A 2,527-nucleotide genomic window follows, 5' to 3' on the forward strand; every position below is an offset into this window, starting at 1 on the left:
AGGCTCCGGTGGTCGAGGCCCCCGTGGCCGCAGCCCCGGTGGCCGAAGCCGCTGCCGAGGCCGGCGAGCCGGTGGCCGCGCCGCCGGTGCAGCCGGTGAGCGTCGATGCCGCCCCGGACGCGCCGAAGAAGCGCGGCTGGTGGAAGCGCTGATCCGCATGGCCCCGCGGCGCGACACGCCGCGGGGCCACCGCACCCGCCCATGAGCACCACCACCCCCCAGGACCGGCCGGCCGGACCCGCCGCCTTCGCCCCGCTGCGCACCGAGCGGCTGACGCTGCGCCTGCTGCGCCCCGAGGACGCGCCGGAGCTGCACCGGCTGATCAATGACTGGGAGGTGGTGCGCTTCCTCTCCCGCGTGCCCTTCCCCTATCCGCGCGAGCTGGCGGATGAGTGGATCGCCTCCACCCACCGCCAGCTGGCGGAAGGCTCGGCCTGGCACCTGGCGATCGTCGGCCAGGACGGCGACAATGAGGTGCTGGTCGGCTGCGTCGGTCTGACGCGCGAGCCGGACAGCCGCCGCGCCGAGCTGGGCTACTGGGTCGGCCGCCGCTTCTGGGGCCATGGCGTCGCCGCCGAGGCCGCCGGGCGGCTGGCGCGCTGGGGCCTGGCGCATCTCGACCTCGACCGCATCTTCGCCCATGTGCTGGAGGAGAATGCCCGCTCCGCCGGCGTGCTGAAGCGCATCGGCATGGTCGAGACCGGACGCACCGAGACGCATTTCCTGGCCCGCAACACCCGCCTGCCGGTGCTCTGCTTCGAGGCCGGGCGCGAGGATCTGGTCGCCCCCGCCCCGCCCGAGCCCGTGATGGCCCCCGCCATGCCCGCCGCCGCGCCGGATGCCAAGCCGATGCTGCTGGTGGCCGCCTGCGCCCTGGTGGACCCGGATGGCCGCGTGCTGCTGGCCCGCCGCCCCGAGGGCAAGCCGATGGCCGGCCTCTGGGAATTCCCCGGCGGCAAGCTGGAACCCGGCGAGACGCCGGAGGACGCACTGATCCGCGAACTGCGCGAGGAGCTGGGCATCGATGTCTCGGCCGCCTGCCTCGCCCCCTTCACCTTCGCCAGCCACGATGCCGGGCGCTTCCACCTGCTGATGCCGCTCTACCTCTGCCGCCGCTGGGAAGGCGCGGTGGTGGCGAAGGAAGGCCAGGCGCTGGCCTGGGTGCGGCCCAACAAGCTGGCCGACTACGCCATGCCCCCGGCCGACAAGCCGCTGGTCGCCCTGCTGCGCGACTTTCTGTAAGGGGCGGGGGGCCTCGGCCCCCCCTTCCGCCCGGCCGCCATGCGCCTAGATTGGCGGGCGCCACACACAGCGGAACCCGCCATGACCCAGCCCACGGCCTGCCTCCTCATCATCGGCAATGAGGTGCTCTCGGGCCGCACCCAGGACGCCAACCTGAAATTCCTGGCGACGCGGCTGGGCGAGCTCGGCATCCCGCTGCGCGAGGTGCGCGTCATCCCGGATGTGCGCGACACCATCATCGCCACCGTCAACGAGGTGCGGGCGAAGTTCACCTACGTCTTCACCACCGGCGGCATCGGCCCGACGCATGACGACATCACCGCCGAATGCATCGCCGCCGCCTTCGGCGTGCCCTGGGAGCCGCATCCGGAGGCCTGGGCGCGGCTGGCCGCGCACTACGCCCGCCAGGACCCGCCGGCCGAGTTCAACGCCGCCCGCCAGCGCATGGCCACCATGCCGCGCGGCGCGTCGCTGATCGACAACCCGGTCTCCATCGCCCCCGGCTTCATCATCGGCAATGTGCATGTGATGGCCGGCGTGCCGCGCATCATGCAGGCGATGTTCGACGGGCTCGCGCCCTCGCTGCAGGGCGGCGCGCCGGTCGCCTCCCGCGCCGTGCACGCCAACGGCATGCTGGAAGGGCGCGTGGCCGAGGGGCTCGGCGCCATCCAGGCGCGTTTCCCCGGTATCGATATCGGCTCCTACCCGTATTACCGGCCGAGCGGGAACGGCGTCGCTCTGGTGGCCAAGGGGACCGACACCGCGCAGCTCGACGCGGCGCTGGCGCAGATGACGGCGCTGGTGCGCGAGCTGGGGCACGAGCCGGTGGCGGGCGAACCCGGCTGACGTGCCTGAGGGGGCTTTGCTCCCTCAGACTCCCCCAGCAGGGGACAGGGTCCCCTGCACCCGCCATCAGTTGGGTTCCAACAGATGGGTTTCCAAAGGCCTCAGGCCTTTGGTGGCTGCGCGGCACTGCCGCGCAGGTTTGAGAGGGGCGAAGCCCCTCTCAATGCGCCGCTGTCAGCCCGGCTCCGCCGCCACGAAGCGCGCCAGCCGCACCGCGGTGTGCCCGCGCAGCGTGCGCGGGCTCGGCATCACCAGCAGGCAGTCATCGTGGGGGGTGCGGATCTCCGCCTCGCCATCCAGCGCCAGCAGGGTGTTGCGGGCGGGGATGACGTCGCCGCCGCGAAACGGCTGCACGAAGGCGAAGCCATGCGTGCCGGCGATGACGGTGCGCGTCACCTCGGCCAGCCGGCCGGGCGGGGCGGGCCGCCAGCCGGGCGGC

At 73.5% G+C, this 2,527-nt stretch carries 2 protein-coding genes and 1 pseudogene; 2 read left to right on the forward strand and 1 reads right to left on the reverse strand.

Annotated elements, in window-relative coordinates; all coding sequences use genetic code 11:
- Positions 1-201 precede the first annotated feature (201 nt).
- Positions 202-1,242 carry a bifunctional GNAT family N-acetyltransferase/(deoxy)nucleoside triphosphate pyrophosphohydrolase gene (locus tag HMPREF0731_RS26405; RefSeq protein ID WP_007006266.1) on the forward strand — a complete coding sequence of 347 codons (1,041 nt, stop codon included), beginning with the start codon at positions 202-204 and terminating at the stop codon, positions 1,240-1,242.
- Between the two features lie 81 nt (positions 1,243-1,323).
- Positions 1,324-2,088 (forward strand): competence/damage-inducible protein A, encoded by a 765-nt coding sequence (locus tag HMPREF0731_RS21080; RefSeq protein ID WP_007006267.1) that lies wholly within the window; start codon positions 1,324-1,326, stop codon positions 2,086-2,088.
- A gap of 174 nt (positions 2,089-2,262) precedes the next feature.
- Here the strand turns inward: HMPREF0731_RS21080 and HMPREF0731_RS21085 are convergent.
- Positions 2,263-2,527: pseudogene (locus HMPREF0731_RS21085) on the reverse strand (M14 family metallopeptidase); the annotation flags it as partial.

It is taken from the genome of Pseudoroseomonas cervicalis ATCC 49957, from assembly GCF_000164635.1.
GTDB lineage: Bacteria > Pseudomonadota > Alphaproteobacteria > Acetobacterales > Acetobacteraceae > Pseudoroseomonas > Pseudoroseomonas cervicalis.